This is a genomic window from Streptomyces sp. NPDC020965 (genome assembly GCF_044333555.1).
Lineage (GTDB): Bacteria > Actinomycetota > Actinomycetes > Streptomycetales > Streptomycetaceae > Streptomyces.
This window is the reverse complement of sequence record NZ_JBIRRE010000007.1, coordinates 160,571-181,207: the sequence shown is the minus strand read 5'-3', so window position 1 is coordinate 181,207 and position 20,637 is coordinate 160,571. Positions and strand designations below refer to the sequence as shown.

The 20,637-nt window shown below is 72.4% G+C and carries 17 protein-coding genes; 5 read left to right on the top strand and 12 right to left on the bottom strand.

Annotated elements, in window-relative coordinates; all coding sequences use genetic code 11:
- The first annotated feature begins 12 nt into the window (after positions 1–12).
- Positions 13–1,083 carry an NlpC/P60 family protein gene (locus tag ACH4S7_RS22210; RefSeq protein ID WP_398522960.1) on the top strand — a complete coding sequence of 357 codons (1,071 nt, stop codon included), beginning with the start codon at positions 13–15 and terminating at the stop codon, positions 1,081–1,083.
- A gap of 177 nt (positions 1,084–1,260) precedes the next feature.
- Here ACH4S7_RS22210 and ACH4S7_RS22205 read toward each other — a convergent pair whose 3' ends face one another.
- The 6 genes from ACH4S7_RS22205 to ACH4S7_RS22180 all read right to left on the bottom strand — a co-directional run bounded on the left by ACH4S7_RS22205 (position 1,261) and on the right by ACH4S7_RS22180 (position 8,352).
- Entirely contained in the window at positions 1,261–3,387 is a 2,127-nt protein-coding gene (locus ACH4S7_RS22205; RefSeq protein ID WP_398522959.1) for a 3-hydroxyacyl-CoA dehydrogenase NAD-binding domain-containing protein, read from the bottom strand.
- Positions 3,384–4,604 (bottom strand): thiolase family protein, encoded by a 1,221-nt coding sequence (locus ACH4S7_RS22200; protein WP_398522958.1) that lies wholly within the window; start codon positions 4,602–4,604, stop codon positions 3,384–3,386. Before ACH4S7_RS22200 ends, ACH4S7_RS22205 begins: the two co-directional genes overlap by 4 nt.
- A 164-nt stretch (positions 4,605–4,768) precedes the next feature.
- Entirely contained in the window at positions 4,769–4,987 is a 219-nt protein-coding gene (locus tag ACH4S7_RS22195) for a cold-shock protein (protein WP_398523181.1), read from the bottom strand.
- A gap of 277 nt (positions 4,988–5,264) precedes the next feature.
- The gene (locus ACH4S7_RS22190) at positions 5,265–6,548 is read right to left on the bottom strand and encodes an HRDC domain-containing protein (RefSeq protein WP_398522957.1); all 1,284 of its coding nucleotides are present in this window, start codon (positions 6,546–6,548) and stop codon (positions 5,265–5,267) included.
- A 78-nt stretch (positions 6,549–6,626) separates the two neighbouring features.
- A complete protein-coding gene (locus ACH4S7_RS22185; protein WP_355106390.1) occupies positions 6,627–7,292 on the bottom strand; it encodes a response regulator transcription factor in 666 nt (221 codons plus the stop codon).
- A gap of 370 nt (positions 7,293–7,662) precedes the next feature.
- Complete coding sequence (locus ACH4S7_RS22180; RefSeq protein ID WP_398522956.1) at positions 7,663–8,352, bottom strand: DUF3000 domain-containing protein; 690 nt, start codon at positions 8,350–8,352, stop codon at positions 7,663–7,665.
- Between the two features lie 92 nt (positions 8,353–8,444).
- On the opposite strand from ACH4S7_RS22180, the gene hemE reads away from it, so the two are divergent.
- Both hemE and ACH4S7_RS22170 read left to right on the top strand, forming a co-directional pair.
- A complete protein-coding gene (gene hemE / locus ACH4S7_RS22175) occupies positions 8,445–9,509 on the top strand; it encodes a uroporphyrinogen decarboxylase (protein ID WP_398522955.1) in 1,065 nt (354 codons plus the stop codon).
- A 67-nt stretch (positions 9,510–9,576) separates the two neighbouring features.
- Complete coding sequence (locus ACH4S7_RS22170; RefSeq protein ID WP_398522954.1) at positions 9,577–9,936, top strand: VOC family protein; 360 nt, start codon at positions 9,577–9,579, stop codon at positions 9,934–9,936.
- A 29-nt stretch (positions 9,937–9,965) separates the two neighbouring features.
- On the opposite strand, the gene ACH4S7_RS22165 is transcribed toward ACH4S7_RS22170, so the two are convergent.
- Both ACH4S7_RS22165 and ACH4S7_RS22160 read right to left on the bottom strand, forming a co-directional pair.
- Positions 9,966–11,339, bottom strand: a complete 1,374-nt coding sequence (locus ACH4S7_RS22165) for an FAD-dependent oxidoreductase (protein WP_398522953.1) — start codon at positions 11,337–11,339, stop codon at positions 9,966–9,968.
- 22 nt (positions 11,340–11,361) lie between these two features.
- Positions 11,362–12,288 (bottom strand): DUF4349 domain-containing protein, encoded by a 927-nt coding sequence (locus tag ACH4S7_RS22160; protein WP_398522952.1) that lies wholly within the window; start codon positions 12,286–12,288, stop codon positions 11,362–11,364.
- A 225-nt stretch (positions 12,289–12,513) separates the two neighbouring features.
- On the opposite strand from ACH4S7_RS22160, the gene hemG reads away from it, so the two are divergent.
- On the top strand, positions 12,514–13,989 hold the full coding sequence (gene hemG, locus ACH4S7_RS22155) for a protoporphyrinogen oxidase (RefSeq protein WP_398522951.1): 1,476 nt from the start codon (positions 12,514–12,516) through the stop codon (positions 13,987–13,989).
- Positions 13,990–13,993: 4 nt separating this feature from the next.
- On the top strand, positions 13,994–14,707 hold the full coding sequence (gene hemQ / locus ACH4S7_RS22150) for a hydrogen peroxide-dependent heme synthase (protein ID WP_398522950.1): 714 nt from the start codon (positions 13,994–13,996) through the stop codon (positions 14,705–14,707).
- Between the two features lie 235 nt (positions 14,708–14,942).
- On the opposite strand, the gene ACH4S7_RS22145 is transcribed toward hemQ, so the two are convergent.
- The 4 genes from ACH4S7_RS22145 to ACH4S7_RS22130 form a co-directional block, all read right to left on the bottom strand.
- Positions 14,943–16,544, bottom strand: a complete 1,602-nt coding sequence (locus ACH4S7_RS22145) for an alpha/beta hydrolase (RefSeq protein ID WP_398522949.1) — start codon at positions 16,542–16,544, stop codon at positions 14,943–14,945.
- 459 nt (positions 16,545–17,003) lie between these two features.
- Positions 17,004–18,014, bottom strand: coding sequence for a TIGR04222 domain-containing membrane protein (locus tag ACH4S7_RS22140; RefSeq protein ID WP_398522948.1), 1,011 nt, complete (start codon positions 18,012–18,014; stop codon positions 17,004–17,006).
- A gap of 312 nt (positions 18,015–18,326) precedes the next feature.
- Positions 18,327–19,163, bottom strand: a complete 837-nt coding sequence (locus ACH4S7_RS22135; RefSeq protein WP_398522947.1) for a TIGR04222 domain-containing membrane protein — start codon at positions 19,161–19,163, stop codon at positions 18,327–18,329.
- Between the two features lie 4 nt (positions 19,164–19,167).
- Positions 19,168–20,601 (bottom strand): DUF692 family multinuclear iron-containing protein, encoded by a 1,434-nt coding sequence (locus ACH4S7_RS22130; RefSeq protein WP_398522946.1) that lies wholly within the window; start codon positions 20,599–20,601, stop codon positions 19,168–19,170.
- Positions 20,602–20,637: the final 36 nt, after the last annotated feature.

Below are 20,637 nucleotides of genomic sequence, written 5' to 3'. Positions count from 1 at the left end.
CGGAGCAGACTCATGAGTCCCAAGAAGAAGCGGCCCGTCGTCCACATCGCTACGGTCATCGCCCTCCTGGGCGGCAGCGCGTACCTGACGGTGGAGCTCCGCAAGGACGAGCAGGCCGCGGCACCCAAGGTGCAGACCGTCACGGACACGCCGCAGCTCGATTCGGCTTCCGGCGGCCAGACCGCCGCCCAGACCTGGGAGCGGCTGAAGGCCCCGGACCGTTCGGTGCTGCGCGACGACAAGGGCCAGGTCGTGGCCACCTTCACCGACAAGGCGCGCACGGCGACCCTCAAGGGGCCCAGCCGCACCTTCTCGGAGCCCGCCAACACCAAGTCCCGGGTGGTGACGGACAACTGGGTCCGGCTGATGCCCGAGGCGTGGCGCAAGGGTGCCGAGAAGGAGAAGTGGTTCAAGGACTGGTTCAAGGAGTTCTACGGGAGCCAGGAGGACGACGTCTTCGCCATGGGCTTCCAGTACGTCCAGGACGCGCCGGTCAAGAAGGACGACGAGGGCATCGCCTACGCGGGCGACGCCGAGTTCGGGCCGCTCAACCCGAACGGCAGCTCCGGCAACGACCTGCGCGAGGAGCTGTCGGACTTCTACGACTACCTCGGCATCTCCTACACCTTCCGGGACGGCCGCACCATCCAGCCGGAGGAGAAGCGCGCCCGCGCCGCCGACTGCTCGGGCTTCATGCGCCTGCTCTGGGGCTACCGCTCGCGCTACCCGCTGGCCTCCACGGACAAGTCGCCCGACGGGCTGCCCCGTACCGCCAACGGCATGGCCCGCTCGGACCTCGGCGCGGACGTCATCCCGCTCAAGGGCGTGGGCGCGGCGGACCGGCCCAAGTCCATCAATGTGCTCCAGCCCGGCGATCTGGTCTTCTTCAAGCTGGACGCGCGCACCAAGGAGCGCCTGGACCACATGGGCACCTACCTCGGCCATGACACCGACGGCAACATGGTGTTCCTGTCGAGCCGGGAAGAGGTCAACGGCCCCACCATCGGTGACAAGGGCGGTGCCTCCCGCCTCAATGGAGAGGGCTACTACGCGAAGACCCTGCGCAGCGCCAAGCGGCTCTGATCAGGACGGGCCCGGCCCCGGGGCCGCGTCGCTCCGGGCCGGGTGGCTCCCGGCGGTGTTCTGACTCCGGGGTGTGTCGCCCGGTACCACGGACACACCGGTACCACGGACACACCGGGACCACGGGGAAGGGGCTGTACGGGACACTCCCGTACAGCCCCTTCCCCGTATCCGCCGTTACGCGGGAACGCTCGCCACGCCCGGCGCCAGGAACGGCTTGCCGTTCACCCGCTGGGAGACGCCCTCCCGGTCCAGGTACGGGGTGATGCCGCCGAGGTGGAACGGCCAGCCCGCGCCCGTGATCAGGCAGAGGTCGATGTCCTGGGCCTCCGCCACGACCCCCTCCGCCAGCATCAGGCCGATCTCCTCGGCCACCGCGTCGAGGACCCGCGCGCGGACCTGCTCCTCGGTGAGCACCTGGTCGCCCTGCCGGAGCAGTGCGGCGACCTCGGGGTCCAGCACCGGAGTGCCCTCGGGGTAGATGTAGAAGCCGCGCTTCCCCGCCTCGACGACCGCCTTCAGGTTCGGTGAGACGGTGAACCGGTCGGGGAAGGACCGGTTGAGGGTCTCGGAGACATGCAGACCGATCGCCGGCCCCACCAGCTCCAGCAGCACCAGCGGGGACATCGGCAGGCCGAGCGGCTCGATGCCCCGCTCGGCGACGTCGACCGGGGTGCCGTCGTCGATGACGTTCTGGATCTCGCCCATGAAGCGGGTCAGGATGCGGTTCACCACGAACGCCGGGGCGTCCTTGACCAGGACCGCGGTCTTCCGCAGCTTCTTCGCCACCCCGAACGCCGTCGCCAGCGCCGCGTCGTCGGTCCGCTCACCGCGGACGATCTCCAGCAGCGGCAGGATCGCGACCGGGTTGAAGAAGTGGAAGCCGACGACCCGCTCGGGGTGCTTCAGCTCGGACGCCATCTCGGTGATCGAGAGCGAGGAGGTGTTGGTGGCGAGGATCGCGTGCGCCGGGGCGACGGCCTCCACCTCGGCGAACACCCGCTGCTTGACGCTCATCTCCTCGAAGACGGCCTCGATGACGAAGTCGGCGTCGGCGAAGCCCTCCGCCTTGTCGAGCACGCCGGTCACCAGGGCCTTCAGCCGGTTGGCCTGGTCCTGATTGATCCGGCCCTTGCCGAGCAGCTTGTCGACCTCGGCGTGGACATAGCCCACGCCCTTGTCGATCCGCTCCTGGTCGATGTCGGTCAGCACGACCGGCACCTCAAGGCGGCGCAGGAAGAGCAGCGCCAACTGGGAGGCCATCAGACCGGCGCCGATGACACCGACCTTGGTGACCGGTCGGGCCAGATTCCGGTCCGGGGCACCGACCGGGCGCTTGGCGCGCTTCTGCACCAGGTGGAAGGCGTAGATCCCGGCGCGCAGCTCGCCGCCCATGATCAGATCGGCCAGTGCGCGGTCCTCGGCGTCGAAACCGGCCTGGAGGTCGCCGTCCTTGACCGCCGCGACGATCTCCAGCGCCCGGTAGGCGGCCGGAGCGGCGCCGTGGACCTTGGAGTCCGCGACGGCCCGGCCACGGGCCACAGCGGCGTCCCACGCCTCGCCACGGTCGATCGTGGCGCGCTCCACCGCGGTCTCGCCCCGCAGGACGGCTGACGTCCAGTCCAGCGACCGCTCCAGGAAGTCGGCGCCGTCGAAGATCGCGTCGGCGATGCCGAGGTCGAAGACCTGCGCGCCCTTGAGCTGACGGTTCTGGTTGAGCGAGTTCTCGATGATGACCTTGACGGCGTTCTCCGCGCCGATCAGGTTCGGCAGCAGCGCGCAGCCGCCCCAGCCCGGGACGAGGCCGAGGAAGACCTCGGGCAGCGAGAACGCGGGGACCGCGCGGGAGACCGTACGGTACGAGCAGTGCAGGCCGATCTCGACGCCGCCGCCCATCGCCGCGCCGTTGTAGTACGCGAACGTCGGCACCGCGAGCCCGGCGAGCCGCTTGAAGACGTCGTGGCCGCCCTTGCCGATGGCCAGTGCGTCGTCGTGGGTGCGGAGCAGCTCCACACCCTTCAGGTCGGCGCCGACGGCGAAGATGAACGGCTTGCCGGTGAGCCCGACACCGACGATCGAGCCTTCGGCGGCCTCCTTCTCGACCTGGTCGATCGCGGCGTCCAGGTGCGCGAGCGACTGCGGCCCGAAGGTGGTGGGCTTGGTGTGGTCCAGGCCGTTGTCGAGGGTGATCAGCGCGAACCGACCGGCGCCCGCGGGCAGGTTCAGGTGGCGTACGTGCGCCTGGGTGACGACCTCGTCGGGGAACAGCCCGGCCGCGCCCTTGAGGAGTTCAGCGGTACTCACTTGGTGCCTCCGTCGAAGTGCGGGTTCTCCCAGACGACCGATGCGCCCATGCCGAAGCCGACGCACATGGTGGTCAGTCCGTAGCGGACGTGCGGCTGCTCCTCGAACTGGCGGGCCAACTGGGTCATCAGCCGGACGCCGGAGGAGGCCAGCGGGTGGCCGTACGCGATGGCCCCGCCGTACTGGTTGACGCGCGGATCGTCGTCGGCGATGCCGTAGTGCTCCAGGAAGGCGAGCACCTGGACGGCGAACGCCTCGTTGATCTCGAACAGGCCGATGTCCTCGATCGACAGACCGGCCTTGGCGAGGGCCTTCTCGGTCGACGGGATCGGGCCGTACCCCATGACCTCGGGCTCGACACCGGCGTAGCCGAAGGAGACGAGTCGCATCCGGACCGGGAGGCCGTTCTCGCGGGCGAACTCCTCGGACGCGATCAGGGAGGCGGTTGCGCCGTCGTTGAGACCGGCCGCGTTGCCCGCGGTGACCCGGCCGTGCGGGCGGAACGGGGTCTTCAGACCGGCGAGGTTCGCCAGCGTGGTGCCGGGACGCATCGGCTCGTCCTCGGTCGCCAGGCCCCAGCCGGTCTCGCCGGTCTCCGGGGTGGTGCGGCGGACCGAGATCGGCACCAGGTCCTGCTGGATCGCGCCGTTGGCGTACGCCTTGGCCGCCTTCTCCTGCGAGCGCACGGCGTATTCGTCGGCGCGCAGCTTGGTGATGGCGGGATAGCGGTCGTGCAGGTTCTCCGCCGTCATGCCCATGAAGAGGGCGGACTCGTCCACCAGCTTCTCGCTCACGAAGCGGGGGTTGGGGTCGACGCCCTCGCCCATCGGGTGGCGGCCCATGTGCTCGACGCCACCGGCCACGACGACGTCGTACGCGCCGAAGGCGATGGAGCCCGCGGTGGTGGTGACGGCGGTCATCGCGCCCGCGCACATCCGGTCGATCGAGTAACCGGGGACCGACTGCGGCAGCCCGGCGAGGATGCCGGCCGTCCGGCCCAGGGTCAGGCCCTGGTCGCCGATCTGGGTGGTGGCGGCGATGGCCACCTCGTCGATCCGGGCGGGGTCGAGCCCGGGGTTGCGGCGCAGCAGCTCCCGGATGGCCTTGACGACGAGATCGTCGGCCCGGGTCTCGTGGTAGATGCCCTTCGGGCCCGCCTTGCCGAACGGGGTGCGGACGCCGTCGACGAAGACGACGTCCCTGACGGTACGAGGCACGATGGCTCTCCTCCAGGGTGCTGGGTGGCACTGCTGCGGGGCGCGCCGCTAAGCGCGCGCTCGCCACCCATGCTACTTGCGGGTAACCATCGTGCCCAGCCCCGGGGCGGGGAGCGGTGAAGGTCACATGTGGTCTTCACCGCGCACTCCCCGGATGGCGTTGCTCAGACGGTGACGACCTGGACGTCCTCGGCCTGGGGGCCCTTCAGGCCCGCGGCCGGGGCGTAGGAGACCTTGTCGCCCTCGCTGAGGGATTTGAAGCCGCTCCCCGCGATGGCCCGGAAGTGGACGAAGACATCCGCCGAACCGCTGTCGGGGCTGATGAAGCCGAAGCCCTTGGCGTCGTTGAACCACTTCACCGTGCCGATTTCCCGTTCACTCACACTCATGCCGACTCCCTGGGGGTGCGATCCGTGAGGGCCACCACGGCCACCACTGAAGTGATCATCCCCCCATCGCAACGGTGAGTGCGCAACCTGGCGCGGAACGTCACCGGCATGGGTGCGGACGAGGTACGGGGCGGAGGGTGCGCGCTAGTCCGCCGGAGCAGGGCCAGGGCGGAGCCCGGGGGGCCGCGGGCGGCGCGGTGAATCCCGGGTCGGACCCACCGCGGCGCGTCGTCCCCAGGCGGGGGAGACGCCCGACCGCCACCGCCGTCCGTCAGGCCGACGCCGCCAGCGCGTCGGCCAGGACCGGCGTCACCAGCTCGATCTGCCACGGGCGCGCCCCCAGCGCCGCCAGCGCCTCCGACACCCCCGCCGCCGACCGGTCGGCGGGCGGCTCCCAGCAGACCCGCCGCACCGTGTCCGGCGTGATCAGATTCTCCTGCGGCAGATTCAACCGCTCGGCGAGCGATGACACCCCGGCCCGAGCGGCCGACAGCCGCGCCGCTGCGACCGGGTCCTTGTCCGCCCACGACCTCGGCGGCGGGGGACCGTTCAGCGGCTGGCCGGGCTGCGGCAGCTCGGTGTCCGGCAGCGACTTCGCCCGGTCCACCGCCGCCTGCCACTGCTCCAGTTGCCGCCGTCCCATCCGGTGGCCGAATCCGGTCAGCGCACTCAGCGCGTTCGCGTTCGCCGGCACCGCCAGGGCGGCCTCGACGATCGCGTGGTCGCTCAGCACCTTGCCCGGCGACACATCGCGCCGCTGCGCGGTCCTGTCCCGGGCCTCCCACAGCTCCCGCACCACCGCCATCTGGCGGCGCCGGCGGACCTTGTGCATCCCCGAGGTGCGCCGCCAGGGCTCCTTGCGCGGGGGAGCGGGCGGGGCGGACGCGATGGCGTCGAACTCCTGACGGGCCCACTCCAGCTTGCCCTGCCCGGCCAGCTCCTCCTCCAGCGCGTCCCGCAGGTCGACCAGCAGCTCCACATCGAGCGCCGCGTAACGCAGCCAGGGCTCGGGCAGCGGACGGGTCGACCAGTCGACGGCGGAGTGACCCTTCTCCAGGGCGTACCCGAGGACCGACTCGACCATGGCGCCGAGTCCGACCCGGGGGAAGCCCGCGAGCCGGCCGGCCAGCTCGGTGTCGAAGAGCCTGGTGGGGATCATGCCTATGTCCCGCAGGCAGGGCAGGTCCTGCGTCGCGGCGTGCAGGATCCATTCGGTGTCGGCCAGCGCCTCGCCCAATCCGGAGAGGTCGGGGCAGCCGATGGGGTCGATGAGGGCGCTGCCGGCGCCCTCGCGGCGGAGCTGTACGAGGTAGGCGCGCTGGCCGTAGCGGTAGCCGGAGGCGCGCTCGGCGTCCACGGCGACGGGGCCCGTCCCGGCGGCGAAGGCGGCGATCACCTCGGCCAGCGCGGCGTCGTCGGCGACCACCTCGGGGATCCCCTCGCGGGGCTCCAGCAACGGAATGGGTGCCTCTTCGGCTGCGACGCCGGCGTCCGGGGGAGCGCCCCCGGCGGTTCGCAGTGCGGTCTCTGCTGCGGTGTCTTGGGCGTCGGTCACGTGTCAAGGGTATCTGTGAACGGAGCGCGCCTGTCGACGGAACGTTCCGTCGACAGGCGCGGGGGAGTCGGGAAGGGGTCAGTGAATGATGCCGGTGCGCAGGGCGACCGCGACCATACCGGCCCGGTCACCTGTGCCGAGCTTGCGCGCGATACGGGCGAGATGGCTCTTGACGGTCAGGGCGGACAGGCCCATCGAGACGCCGATGGCCTTGTTGGACTGGCCCTCGGCGACCAGCCGGAGCACCTCGACCTCACGGCCGGAGAGCTCGCGGTAGCCGCCCGGGTGGCTCGGAGCACCCGGGGGGCGGCGGTGGCCGAGGCGGGCCGCCGCGGCGCCGATGGGGGCGGCGCCGGGACGGATCGGGTGCCCGATGTTCGTACGGGTACCGGTGACGACATAGCCCTTGACGCCGCCCGCGAGTGCATTGCGGACGGCGCCGATGTCATCGGCCGCGGACAGGGCGAGGCCGTTGGGCCACCCCGCGGCGCGAGTCTCGGACAGGAGGGTGAGCCCGGAACCGTCGGGCAGATGGACGTCGGCTACGCAGATGTCGCGCGGGTTGCCGACGCGGGGACGAGCCTCCGCGATGGACGACGCCTCGATCACGTCGCGCACTCCGAGAGCCCACAGATGGCGGGTCACGGTGGAGCGGACGCGCGGGTCGGCCACGACGACCATGGCCGTCGGCTTGTTCGGGCGGTAGGCGACCAGGCTTGCGGGCTGCTCAAGAAGAACGGACACCAGGCCTCCTGGGGAAGGATGACGGGACGGGCCGGCTCGGGATGACGCCGGGGCGAACCATGCAGTGCGGGTCACTGACCTCTTCGGCACCGAACCCGTTCGCCTTTAGAGAATGATCACGATTCAGTGAGTAACAATTTGGTGCAATTCGGACGGGTGATCGATCATCCTACGAACGAGCTGACGCTGTGTTACGAATGGGGCTATCGCTGATGAGGGGGTTGGCCGGCAGGGAAGGCCCCCCCGTCCGGGGATGGTCCGGGGAGGGAGGCACCCCCCGGACGGGGGGAGCGGAGCCCGTACGGCACGGTTCACACGCCAGTCTCCCGGTCCGCGACCGCCCCACACCCCCGGTACCTCATGCGACGGGTCACCGGTGCTGCGGATCCCGCCGCTGCGGAAGCGTCACCACACCCGCCCCGCCGTCCGGTGAACCGGCCGGCGACGGTGGCAGTCCCGCGATCTGACAGAGCAGATCGCACCAGGCCGCGAGGTGTGCGGCCGTGTCCGGCACCCCGCCGGCGTCCTCCCTCGGCGTCCACGACGCCCGGATCTCGATCTGGGTCGCCGGCAGCCGCTCCGCGAGTCCACCGAAATAGTGAGACCCCGCGCGGGTGACGGTGCCACTCGGCTCCCCGTACGCCAGCCCCCGCGCCTCCAGCGCGCCCGTCAGCCAGGACCAGGACACCTCGGGCAACAGCGGATCGGCCGCCATCTCCGGCTCCAGCTCCGCGCGCACCAGCGTCACCAGCCGGAAGGTGCCCTGCCAGGCGTCATGACCGGCCGGATCGTGCAGCAGCACCAGCCGCCCGTCCGCCAGATCCTCGTCACCGTCCACGACCGCGGCCTCCAGGGCGTACGAGTACGGCGCGAGCCGCTGCGGTGGCCGCGCCGGATCCACCTCCAGCTCGGGGCGGAGCCCGGCCCCGCGCAGCGCGTCGACCGCGAGCCGGAAGGCCCGTGGGACGGCCTGGTGCTCCGGGCTCTCCGCGCCGTCCGTGGAACCGGCACTGTCAGAATGATCCGGATGATCGGAAGAATGTCCCTGAGCCGCAGCCATGCGGGGAAGAGTAGGCGGAACGGGGCCTTCGCGCAGGGAAGGACACCCGGGGCGGGGCAGCCACTTCCGCGGGCCGTGCGAAGATTTGGGTCGTGAGCGTCAACGACCGCCCCTCGGGCCAGCAGCCGACTCCGTACGACTCCGCCTTCCTCAAGGCATGCCGGCGGGAGCCGGTACCGCACACCCCGGTCTGGTTCATGCGACAGGCGGGGCGCTCACTGCCCGAGTACCTGAAGGTGCGCGAAGGCATTCCGATGCTGGAGTCGTGCATGCGGCCCGAGCTGGTCAAGGAGATCACCCTCCAGCCCGTACGACGGCACGACGTCGACGCCGCGATCTACTTCAGCGACATCGTGGTCCCGCTCAAGGCCATCGGACTCGACCTCGACATCAAGCCCGGCGTCGGGCCGGTCGTCGCCGAACCGATCCGCACCCGCGCGGACCTGGCCCGGCTGCGCGACCTCACCCCCGACGACGTCTGGTACGTCACCGAGGCCATCGGGCTGCTCACCGCCGAACTGGGCGCCACCCCGCTGATCGGCTTCGCGGGCGCGCCCTTCACCCTCGCCAGCTATCTCGTGGAGGGCGGCCCCTCCCGCAACCACGAGCACACCAAGGCGATGATGTACGGGGACCCCCAGCTCTGGGCGGACCTCCTGGACCGGCTCGCCGACATCACCGGCACCTTCCTGAAGGTCCAGATCGAGGCCGGCGCGAGCGCCGTCCAGCTCTTCGACTCCTGGGTGGGCGCCCTCGCCCCCGCCGACTACCGCCACTCGGTACTGCCCGCCTCCGCGAAGGTGTTCGACGCCGTCGCGTCCTACGAGGTGCCGCGCATCCACTTCGGCGTCGGCACTGGCGAACTGCTCGGCCTGCTCGGCGAGGCGGGCGCCGATGTCGTCGGCGTCGACTGGCGCGTCCCGCTGGACGAAGCGGCCCGCCGGGTGGGCCCCGGCAAGGCGCTCCAAGGCAATCTGGACCCGGCCGTGCTCTTCGCCGGGCCGGCGGCCGTGGAGACCAAGGCCCGCGAGGTCCTGGACGCGGCGGCGGACCTCGAAGGCCACATCTTCAACCTGGGCCACGGCGTCCTCCCGACGATGGACCCGGACGCGCTGACCCGCCTGGTCGCGTTCGTCCACGAGAACACCCGCCGCTAGGGAGTCCCCGCAGAGCCCCGTCCGCCGCGCCCCCGCACGAGGGGGCCGGCACCGTCCGGAGGTGGGCGTGTTCGACAGCGTACGCACCGTGATGACCTTCGCCCCGGACCCCGAGGCGTCCGCCCGCTGGTGGGGTGAGCTGCTGGACGCCCCCGTACGGCTCGACATCGGCGACACCGGAGCCGTCTACGCGTGGGTGGAGGTCGCGGGCGTCGAGCTGGGCTTCCACCCGGTGGACGACGAGCGCAATCCTCGTGGCGGCAGCCCGGTCGTCTACTGGGGAGTGGACGATGTCGACCGGGCCCGTGAGCGACTGCTCGTCGCCGGCTGCGAGCACCACCGCGGCCCGCTGACGATCGAGCCGGGCCGGCGGATCGCCCAGCTGCGCGACCCGTTCGGGACCGTCGTCGGCATCGAGGGCCGGTAGGCCCTGTCCGGACCGGCAGGGGGGACGATTCAGTCCTGCCGGACCGCCGCGACCACCTTCCGCGCCGCCACCAGGACCGGGTCCCACACCGGTGAGAACGGCGGCGCGTAACCCAGGTCCAGCGTGGTCATCTGTTCCGCCGTCATACCCGCCGTCAGGGCGACCGCCGCGATGTCCACCCGCTTGCCCGCCCCCTCCCGGCCCACGATCTGCACGCCCAGCAGCCGACCGGTACGCCGCTCCGCGAGCATCTTGACCGTCATCGGGGACGCGTCCGGGTAGTAGCCGGCCCGGCTGGTGGACTCGATCGTGGCAGTGACGTACTGGAGGCCGACCGCAGCCGCGTCCTTCTCGCGCAGACCGGTCCGGGCGATCTCCAGGTAGCAGACCTTGCTCACCGCCGTACCGACGACGCCGGGGAAGGTGCCGTACCCGCCGCCCACATTGGCGCCGATGACCTGACCGTGCTTGTTGGCGTGGGTACCCAGCGGGATATGGCGCTCCCGCCCCGAGACCAGGTCGAGGACCTCGACGCAGTCGCCGCCCGCCCAGACGTTCTCCTGGCCGCGGACCCGCATCGACAGATCCGTGAGCAGGCCCCCGGACACCCCCACGGGCAGTCCGGCCGCCCGGGCCAGCGATGTCTCCGGTGCCACGCCCATGCCCAGGACCACCACGTCCGCCGGGTACTCGGCCTCCTCGGTCGCCACCGCGCGGACCCGGCCGTCGGCCCCGGTGCGGACGGCCGTGACCTCGGCCCCGTTGACCGTGGTGATGCCGAGGCCGTCCATCGCCGTGTGGACCAGCCGGCCCATATCCGGGTCGAGGGTCGCCATCGGCTGCTCGCCCCGGTTGAGCACGGTCACCTCGAAGCCCCGGTTGAGCAGGGCCTCCGCCATCTCGACGCCGATGTAACCCGCGCCGACCACCACCGCACGCCGGCCCGTCACCCCGGTCAGCGTGTCCAGCAGGGCCTGGCCGTCATCGAGGGTCTGCACCCCATGGACGCCGGGCGCGTCGATGCCCGGCAACGGCGGGCGGACCGGGCGGGCGCCGGTCGCGATCACCAGCTTGTCGAAACCCGTCCACCCCTCGTCGCCGGTCTCCAGGTCGCGGGCGCGCACCCGCCCGCCCGGCAGATCCACCTCGGTGACCTCGGTACGGATCCGCAGATCGATCGCGCGCTCACGGTGCTCCTCGGGCGTACGGGCGATCAGCTCGTCCCGGTCGCCGACCTGCCCGCCGACCCAGTACGGAATCCCGCACGCCGAGTACGAGCTGAAGTGGCCGCGTTCGAACGCGACGATCTCCAGCTCGTCCGGGCCCTTGAGCCTGCGCGCCTGCGACGCGGCGGACATGCCCGCCGCGTCGCCCCCGATGACCACCAGTCGTTCCGCTGTCATGGGGCCACGCTATCGGGACCCCTCAGTCCCGCTCAGGGGCGGGCGCCGTGCCGTACGCGGGCAGCGGCGCCGGCGCCCCGGTGACCGCGGTCCGCCGCTTCGACAGCCGGGGCCGCACCAGCCACCGCCAGACCGCGTAGAACACCGCCAGCACCGCCGCGAACGGGGCCACCGCGCCGATCACCACCCCGATCCACCGCACCGTGGTCCCCAGCGCGTCCCAACCGCCACCGAGCGCGTCCAGGAAGGCCGGGTCATCGTCGGCCGGCTCCTTCCGTTCCTTCCCCGCCGCCTCCGACAGCGTCAGGGTGATCGTCGACAGGGTCGTCCGGTCCTTCAACGACGCCCGCTGCGCCAGCAGCGACTCCAGCTCCGCCTGGCGGCTGCTGAGCTGACCCTCCAGCGTCACCACATCGGCGAGCTTCTCCGCCCGGTCCATCAGCGCCCGCACCCGGACCACGCTCGCCCGCTGGGTGGCGATCCGGCTCTCCACGTCCACCACCTGATCGGTGACGTCCTTGGCGTCCGCGCGGCGGGCGAGCAGCTTCCCCGCCCCCTCCAACTCCGCCAGCACCGCGTCGTACCGCTCCTGGGGCACCCGCAGCACCACCCGGGAGGTGATGCCGGAGTCCGAGTCGAGCCGCTCGGTGGTCTCGTCGGCGATATGGCCGCCCGCGCCCTCGGCCGCCCGGCGCGCCACCACCAGGGTCTTCGCCACGTCCTTGACCCGTACCTCCAGTTCGGCGGTGCGGATGATGTGCGTCGGCGCCAGCCTGACACTCCGCTTCGCGGGTTTCGCCTTCTCCCCCTCGGGCACGGTGCTCCCGGCCGCCCGCCCGTCGTCCGGGTGGCTCGAATCGGCCTTCGCCGCCGCCCCCTCCGCCTTCTCCGAACCCCCGTCGCCACCCGCACTGCATCCGGTCACGGCGAGCGCCGCGGTCAGTATCACTACGGAAAAGGCGTGTCGAACACGCATGTCGGCCCCCCAGGGCGGTCGTTCCGATGTCTCCGATTCGACGGCGCGTCCCCGGACCGGGTTGCCGATTCCCGGTCCCGAACCGATCACGGTCAGGACTCGGAACGGCGTGCGGATGCCGTACGCCCGTACGAGACGGTCCCAGCGGCCCCGAGCCCTCCCGAATCGGTCCCGTGTCCGTTTGAGACAGTGGGGGACATGCAGCCTTCGCAGCGTCCGGGCACCGTCACACCCGCGCGACCCACCCCGCCGGGACCCGGCCACACCGTCGTCATCGGGGGCGGTATCGCCGGCCTCGCCGCCGCCCACCGGCTCGTCACGGCCGGCCTCCGGGTCACCCTCGTCGAGGCCGGCGAACGACTCGGCGGCAAGCTGTACACCGGGGAGATCGAAGGGCTGCCCGTCGACCTCGGCGCCGAATCGATGCTCGCCCGCCGCCCGGAGGCGATCGAACTGGCCCGCGCCGTCGGACTCGGCGACCGGCTCCAGCCGCCCGCCACCGCCACCGCGTCCGTCTGGAGCCGTCGCGAGCTGCGCCCGATGCCCCAGGGGCATGTGATGGGCGTCCCCGGTACCCCCGATGCGCTCGCCGGGCTCCTCTCCCCGGAGGGCGTCGCCCGCGTCGCCCGGGAACCCGAACTGGACCCCGTCGACCTCGGAGACGACATCGCCGTCGGCGCGTACGTCGCCGACCGCCTCGGCCGTGAGGTCGTCGACCGGCTGGTGGAACCGCTGCTCGGCGGGGTGTACGCGGGCGACGCCTACCGCATCTCGATGCGCGCCGCCGTCCCGCAGCTCTTCGAGGCCGCCCAGACCCACGGCTCCCTGCTCGCCGGCGTACGGGAGATCCAGCGGCGCGCCCAGGAGCAGCGTCGGACCGGCCCGGTCTTCCTGGGCATCGACGGCGGTGTCGGCACCCTGCCGGGCGCGGTCGCCGACGCCGTACGCGCCGGTGGCGGCGACATCCGCACCGGGACACCCGTCGCCGGACTGAGCCGCACCGCCGCCGGCTGGCGGCTCCGGCTCGGCGCCCCGTCGGCCGGCACCATCGAAGCCGACGCCGTGATCGTCGCCACCCCGGCCGGGGTCGCCGCCCGGCTGCTCGCCGCCGAGGCCCCGACCGCCGCCGCCGACCTCGGGCTGATCGAGTACGCCTCCATGGCCCTGGTCACCCTCGCCTTCCGACGCGCCGATCTGACCGGACTGCCGGCCGGCAGCGGCTTCCTCGTCCCGCCCGTCGACGGCCACACGATCAAGGCGTCCACCTTCTCCAGCCAGAAGTGGGACTGGGTGGGCCGGGGCTCGTCCGAACTCTTCCTGCTGCGGACCTCCATCGGCCGGTACGGGGAGGAGGAGCAGCTCCGGCGCGACGACACCGATCTCGTCGGCGTCTCCCGCCACGATCTCGCCGCCGCGACCGGCATCACCGCCCGGCCGGTCGCCACCGAGGTCACCCGCTGGCACGGCGGGCTGCCCCAGTACCCGGTCGGCCATCTCGCCCGCGTCGCCCGGATCCGCGCCGAGCTGGCGAGCCTTCCCGGCCTGCGGATCTGCGGGGCCGCGTACGACGGGGTCGGCATCCCCGCCTGCATCGCCGACGGACGGCGCGCGGCGGAAGAGATCCTTGCCACGCCGACCCTGGCGCGGGGCACTGATCGCGACGCGGGACAATAGCGTCATGAGTGCGCCCGAAAAGATCCCGAACGCAGGCAAGAAGGCCAAGGACCTCAATGAGGTCATCCGGTACACGCTGTGGTCCGTCTTCAAGCTGCGCGATGTACTGCCCGACGACCGCTCCGGCTACGCCGACGAGGTCCAGGAGCTGTTCGACCAGCTCGCCGCGAAGGACGTCACCGTGCGGGGCACGTACGACCTCTCGGGGCTGCGCGCCGACGCCGATCTCATGATCTGGTGGCACGCCGAGACCGCGGACGAACTCCAGGAGGCGTACAACCTCTTCCGCCGCACCCGGCTCGGCCGCGCGCTGGAGCCGGTCTGGTCGAACATGGCGCTGCACCGCCCCGCCGAGTTCAACAAGTCGCACATCCCGGCCTTCCTGGCCGACGAGACGGCGCGCGACTACATCAGCGTCTACCCGTTCGTGCGCTCGTACGACTGGTACCTGCTGCCCGACGAGGACCGTCGTCGGATGCTCGCCGACCACGGGAAGATGGCCCGCGGTTACCCCGATGTGCGCGCCAACACCGTGGCCTCGTTCTCGCTCGGCGACTACGAGTGGATCCTCGCGTTCGAGGCGGACGAACTCCACCGCATCGTGGACCTGATGCGTCATCTGCGTGCCTCCGAAGCCCGGCTGCACGTCCGCGAAGAGGTCCCGTTCTACACCGGCCGCCGCAGGTCGGTCGCGGAACTGGTGGCCGGGCTCGCCTGAGCCCGTCCCTCCAGCCGGGGAGGCGCCCCGAGTCCGCCGCCGAACTGGTGACCGGTCTCGGACAAGGCCCGCCCCGCAGCCCCTCACGCCCGTACAGTCCCAGGTGTGACACGGGGCTTACGGCTGCCGCACAGGGCTGTCGCGTCCGGCACCCCGTCCCGTACGGGGCCCCCGGCCGCACAGACGAAGGCCGGGGCCGCACTCCAGCGGTCCCCGGCCTCTCAGACCCGGAAGGTCAGACGGTGTTGGGCAGCTTCGGCTGCACCGACCGCCGCTCCAGCGACACCGGGTCCGGCTCCGGGTGCGGCGCGCACGACGCGCGCCGCACCGGCGTCTCACCCCGCAGCAGGTAGTTCTCCATATGGGCGTTGACACAGTCATTGCCGCCCCCGCCGATACCGTGCGTACCGGCGCCCTCCTCGGTGATCAGCACCGCGCCCTTCAGCCGCCGGGCCAACTCCCTTGCCCCCGCGTACGGTGTCGCCGCATCCCGCTCGGCGGCCAGGATCAGCACCGGCGGCAGCGCCCCCCGCTTCGTCCGGACCTCCAACGGCGCCTGCCGCGGCGCCGTCCAGAACGCGCACGGCAGGTTCATCCACACGTTGTCCCAGGTCTCGAACGGCGCCCTGCGGGCGAGCGCCGTGTTGTCCCGGTCCCAGACGGCGAAGTCGGTCGGCCAGGGCGCGTCATTGCACTCGACCGCCGTGTACACGGCCGTGCCGTTCTCCGCGCCCGCGTCCGAACCCGGCCGGGGCGCGGCCTGGGCGATCAGCGGCTTCTCGTTGCCCCGCAGATACTCCGACAGGGCGGTCGCCCGCGGCACCCAGTAGTCGTCGTAGTACGCGGCCCCGAGAAACGCCGACTGGAGCTGGCCGGGGCCGACCTTCCCGCCCGCCGGCCTCGCCGCGAGCCGGACCCGCGCCTCCTCGAAACTCCCCGCCACCGCCTCCGGAGTGGCACCGAGCCCGTAGGTGCCGTCGTGCTTGGCGACCCAGGCGCGGAAGTCCGCCCAACGGCCCTCGAACGCCAACGACTGATCGAGGTTGCTCCGGTACCAGATCTTGTCGCGCGCCGGATTGACCGCCGAATCGAAGACCATCCGGCGCACGTGGGACGGGAAGAGCGTCGCGTACAGGGCACCGAAGTAGGTGCCGTACGAGGCCCCCATGAACGTCAACCGCTCCTCGCCGAGCGCCGCGCGCAACACATCGAGGTCACGGGCGTTGTTGAGCGAGGTGTAGTGCCGCAGCGCCGGCCCCGAACGGCGGGCACAGCCCTCCGCGTACGCCCGCGCCTCTTCGATCCGCGCCGCCTTCTCGGCGGTGGTGGGGTGCGTCGGCGCCAGAGTCGGCGCCTTGACGAAACCCTTCGGGTCGGCGCAGGAGATCGGCGCCGAACGCCCCACGCCACGGGGGGCGTAGCCCACGATGTCGTACGCGCGGGCGATCCGCTCCCACTCCGGGAGCTGGCCGGCCAGCGGGAAGTACATACTGGAGGCGCCGGGGCCACCGGGGTTGTAGACGAAGGCCCCCTGGTAGTCGGCGGGTTCACCGGTCGCCCGGATACGGCTCACGGTCAGCCGGATCTGCCGTCCCGACGGGTCCGCGTAGTCCAGCGGGACGGTGACCGTGCCGCACGACACCGAAGCCGGCAGGCGCTCGACCGCCGGGCAGACACCGAAGTCGATGCCGGCCGCCGCCGCGCGGCCGGCCGCGACCGCCGTGCCCCGCGACTCGGCATCCGCGACCGTGGCACCTCCGGCCGGGGCGACGGCCAGCGCGGTCGCGATCAGGGAACCCACTCCCACCGGCACCCCGTACTTCGCCGCTGCTCTCATCGCGTTCCCTTCGTGCCGACGGCATAGAGCCGCAAGCATTCGCGGGGGCGTATGCGGTGTAAAGCACCATGGGGGAGTGTCGGGGCTCGCTCATGTTTTTGGGGCTCGGTTCGCCTCCGGGGCGCACCTTTCTTTTTAGGGCTCGGTTCGCCTCCGAGGCGCTTTAAGCGTGCGCCGACGGTCGATCGTGCTCGATCCCTCGTTCCTCGGGACCTCCGCGCGTTCTCCCTTTCGACACCCGCGCGCCCCTTCGGCTCACTCGCCGGAGGGTGCCAGGGCCTCCCTGACGTGGGCTTCTGCTCACTCGCCGGGGGCAAGACCCTCCCTGGCCCGGCACTCGGCTCGCTCGGCGAGGGTGTGTCGGGCCCTCCCGTGCGCTGCTCGCGCAGCCGGAGCAACTCCGGTGCGGCCGGGTGGGCGTGTGATCGCGGGCGGGAGGGCCGCTCAGGTCGTCTCCGGTCAGCAGCCGCCGCCTCCGCAGCCGCCCCCGCCACCTCCGCCGCAACTGGAGCCGCCCCCGCCCCCACCGCAGCTCGAACCGCCGCCCCCGCCGCAACTGGAGCCGCCCCCGCCGCCCCCGCAGCTCGAACCGCCGCCGCTGCCACCGGAGCCGCTTCCGCTACCGCCCCAATTGCTGCTGGAACCGCACCAGATGGCCGTTCCACCGTCCGAGCCCGACGAGGCGGCGATATAGATGAAGGGCGCCGTCGCCGCGACCAGTACCGGCCGGAGCGCGGCGTCCGATGCCGCGCGCGGACCCTTCGCCGCGACCAGCGCCTCCGGGGCGCCCTGGAGGACGGCCGGGGTCGCCCAGGCGCGCAGGGCCCGTCGGCCGGAGGTCGTGATGCGACGGGTGGCACGCGTGTGGACCAGGAATCCGGTCCAGCCGCTCGCCACCAGCGCGGGCAGGATCAGGAAGATGAACGGCACTCCGAACCGGGGCCAGTCCAGCACCTCGCTCAGCACGGTGGGGGGGATGGAGAGGGGCAGCGCGATGATGGAGAAGACGCCCTGCAACAGTCCCCGGTCGGCCAACCGGGCCCGTGACCCCCCGGGCAGGAGCAGCCCACGGGCCGCCAGCGCGTCGCCGATGTCCTGCACGACGCTCGTACGCATCACCTCGTTGCGCAACATGCTGAGCGAGCCGTTCGGTGCCGCCGCCAGCGCGCGGAGCACCTCGGTCTCCACCGGATGTCTATCGGCGGGCGCCGCCCCGTGGTCCTGCCGCGCGGCGACGACGCCAGGGCCGCCGATCCGCAGCACATCCGCCTTGTGCAGCGCGGTGACAGCGGTGTCCACGACCCGGCCGGGGCCCCCGGCGAGGAAGGCCGCCTCATACATGCTGTGCAGCCCGGCGGTCCGGTGCCCCGATGAGCGGTGGCGCCGGTATGCGGTCTCCTCCCGGTACAGCCGGACGGAGAGGGCAATCGCGACGAGATAGACGAGGACGGTGAGTACGGACATGGGCATGGTGTACCTCCGTACGGACGCGGGCCGAGCGGCCCGGGTGATGGTGATGTCAGGTGCCGGTGCGCCCGAGGGGGAGCCGTCCGGATCGGATGGGGCAGGCTCGTGTGGCGTCGGCTGTGGCGCGCGCGGCGGTGGGTGCGTGGTTGCCGTGCGCGTGGTGGGGCGGGGGCGCCGGGAGGCGAACGGCCGCGGGGCGGTGGCCGGGTGTCCCGGTGTGGTCTCTGGTGCCGTGCCGGTCAGTGCCGGCGCTGTCCGGGTGCGGCTCCCGGTGCGATACGGATCAGTCGCGGCGCCGGCCGGGCGCGGTGCCGGTCAGCCGCAGCCGCCACAACCGCCGCAGCCCCCGTCTCCGCCACCTCCGTCCCCGTCGCCGGAATCGGCGCCCGCGCCGCCGTGCGTCGCGGCCGGTGCCACCACCGCCACGGCCAGCAGCATCGCGAGAGTGGGCGACGACGCCCCCTGGGGTCCCTGGAGCGCCACCCGCCACGCCGGGGACGGTTGCCCGGCCCGCTCCTTCCGGTACCGGCGCAGCACGCTCTCCCCGGGCGGGCTGATCCGGCGCTGGGAGAGGCGGCCGATGCGGAAGCCGATCAGCGTGCCCACCACGAGCGCGGGTACGACGATCTTGATGAGCGGTTCGGCCGCCCGGCCCTCCACCCCGCCCAGGAGGATGACGGCGAGGGCGGCGATCAGTGCCAGCAGACAGAGCACCCCCTGTGTCGTGGCCCACGTCACCAGCGTCCCCCGGGCCGGTCCTGGCCGTACCAACAGCCCACGGGTGGCGAGTCGGTCCCCCACTGCCTGGACCGCGCCGCTGTGGCTCAGCCGGTGACGGAGATCGTTGAGCCGGGTCCAGCCGTCCTCCAGCCGTTTCACGACCGCGCGCTCCACCTGGTCGCCGGCCTCAGGGCGGTTGAGGGAGACGATGCCGGGCCCGCCGATCGCCAACCGGCCGTCCGCGTGCATGGCGCTGATGGCGGCGTCCACGACCCGGACGGGGCCGCCGCTGAGATAGGCGACCGAGTACGCGTCGTAGTCGCGGTCGACATCGGGCGGCAGGTGGTCGCGGCGGGTGGTGAACTGCCGCAGGACCAGGGTGGCCGATGAGACCGCCACGACGGCGGCGACGAGGACGGCGGCTATGACCACGGGACTACCTCCTGGTGAGCGCCGCGCGGGCGGCACGCGCTATGCGGATGGCGCGCCGGGGCGGCCGGGGCGCCACCCGCTCCTCCCACCAGCGGGTGAGTAGTCGGCGGGCCCGGTCGTCGGCGGGCCGGCCGGCGATGAGCAGATGCTCCGCGAAGTCCAGCGCGTCACGACGGTAGCCGGACCGCATGGGGCGCGTCCTGGAGTACGCGAGGAAGGTGGCCCGGTAGCGGTCGCCGAGGATTTCGGGCAGCTCGGGCGCGACCTTGGCGACCACATCGGCCCGCTTGGCGGCCAGCGCCCGGCTCTGCACGCGGAGTCGGCGGGAGTCGAAGCCCTCGGGGGCGGGGGTGCCCGCGACGAGGGCGGAGAGCAGGGCGGTCTGGGCTATCGCGAGCCGCTCCCGGGCGGCGTCACCTCCGTCCCCCGTGCCACCTCCGTCCCCCACGCCCCCTATATCTCTGGTGTCACCCGTGCCACCGGTGGGGGCGCCGACGGGCCCGGTCGATGCGCCGGTGGTCCGCGCCGCGCCCGTGGTGGACGGCGGCCGTCCGGCGGCACCCGGCGAGCCCGCCGCTCCCACCCGTACCGGCTCCGACGCCGGTACGGTCACCCGGACCGACTCCCGCAGGGTCCGCCGGATCGTCTCCAGTTCGGCCGCCAGCTCAGCCGGCGCGGGGAAGTTGTCGTCCCGCTCCAGCAGCACACCGGGCGGCGAGACCCGGGACCGCAGCTCGCGCAGTATCTCCAGGACCGGCTCGGTCACCGGGTGGGCGTGGGTGTCGTGCCAGACCCCGTCGCGTTCGATGCCGCCCGCGACATGGACGTACGCGATGGCCTCCACGGGCAGTTCGTCCAGCGCCGTCGCCGGGTCCTCACCCCGGTTCACCCGGTTCGTATGCAGATTGGCCACGTCGATCAGGAGCCGCACCCCCGTGCGCTCCACCAGCTCGGCCAGGAACTGCCCCTCCGTCAGTTCCTCGCCGGGCCAGGAGATCAGCGCCGCGATGTTCTCCAGCGCGAGCGGCACCGGAAGGAGGTCCTGGGCGATCCGGACGTTCTCGCAGAGCACCGCGAGCGCCTCCCGGGTACGGGGCACGGGCAGCAGATGGCCCGCCTCAAGCCGTGGGGAAGCGGTCAGCTCGCCTCCGGCCCGTACGAAGGCGATGTGCTCCGTCACCAGCGGCGCCCCCAGCACCGCCGCCCGTTCGGCCAGGTCCTTGAGCTTCCGCTCCGACGGCCGGTCGGCACCGCCGAGACCCAGCGAGACGCCGTGCGGGACGATCCGGGTGCCGCGGGCGCGCAGCCGGATCAGCGAGTCCGGCAGATGGTCGTGGCAGAGGTTCTCCGCCACGACCTCGACCCAATCGACGTTCGGCAGCCCCTCCACCGCGTCCGCGATCTCGGGTCGCCAACCGATTCCGATACCGAGTTCCATGTCCCCCTCCTCTGCGGACCGCGCCGTACGGCACTG